Below are 1060 nucleotides of genomic sequence, written 5' to 3'. Positions count from 1 at the left end.
CGCCAATAAATATCCCGTAACAACTCGCTGGCGTATTGACTGCTTTCTTCCTCAAATACCTGCCAGCCGACGATCTGGCGACTGAAAATATCGAGGAACAGGTAGAGATAGTAGAACTGGCCTTTGATAGCGGCCGGTAGATAGGTAATGTCCCAGCTGTAGAGTTGATTCGGCGCGGTTGCGCTCAGTGCTTTGGGCTTGGTACGCGGTTGACTGGGGCGTTCATTGCGGCGATGTTTCAGTTGCTGGGCGGCTTTCAGTATGCGATAGATCGTTGATTCCGACGCCAGATAAATGCCTTGATCGGCAAGGAGCGGGACGATCTGGCTGGGCGGCAAATCGGCAAATTCAGCGGAATTGACCACAGTCAAAATATGGGCTCGCTCGGCATCAGTCAGCGCATGCGGCGGGGTGTATTGCCGCTGCGGCCGCTGGTCTTCCCCCAGGGTTTCACCGGCCTGCCAGCGTTGCAAGGTGCGCGGACTCAAGCCCAACACGGCACAGGCCTGGTCTTGGCGGGCACCGGCCGCGGTAGCTTCGGCGATGGAATCGATCTGGGTTTGGCGCTGCTGAAGGGACGTCATTCGACCTCTCCCGCCAACAGCGCCCGGACCTTTTTTTGCAGGATCAACAAGGCAGCGGCTTCAGCCAGGGCTTTGTCCTTACGGTTGAGTTCGCGTTCCAGGCGTTGATTCTCCACTTTCAGTGCGCGCAGGGTTTGACTGTCATCGCCGCCTGAACGGGAGCGGGTGACGGCACAAAAATCACTTTTCCACTGCGCGAGTTGATGCGCAAATAGCCCGCGTTGCCGACACCAGGCGTTAAGGGCCTCGTCGGTCAAACCATGGCTTTCTTGGAGTGCCTGCAAGCGTTCTTCAGGGCGCCAATCTTGGGGGCGCTTAGCCAAGTTGGGATTGCGCGTATCGGGGGGTGTACTGCTTTTCATCCAGTTTTTTAAGGTATGTATGCTGAGGTTAGATTCGTCGGCAATGGCTTGAATCGTCCGGTCTCCACGATTGTAAACTTTTGCCAGGGCTTGCTCTTTGAATTCATCAGAATA

Annotated in this window: 2 protein-coding genes; both read right to left on the bottom strand. The window is 55.9% G+C overall.

Annotated elements, in window-relative coordinates:
• Positions 1-584, bottom strand: a 584-nt coding sequence (locus A1359_RS00245) for a DDE-type integrase/transposase/recombinase (RefSeq protein WP_157200413.1), incomplete at its 3' end; no start/stop codon positions are given.
• The coding region (locus A1359_RS00240; protein ID WP_198159215.1) for a transposase at positions 581-1060 on the bottom strand (480 nt) is incomplete at its 5' end. The genes A1359_RS00245 and A1359_RS00240, both read right to left, overlap by 4 nt.

The sequence above is a fragment of the Methylomonas lenta genome, from assembly GCF_001644015.1.
GTDB classification, from domain to species: domain Bacteria; phylum Pseudomonadota; class Gammaproteobacteria; order Methylococcales; family Methylomonadaceae; genus Methylomonas; species Methylomonas lenta.
This window is presented reverse-complemented; position numbering and strand designations above follow the sequence as displayed.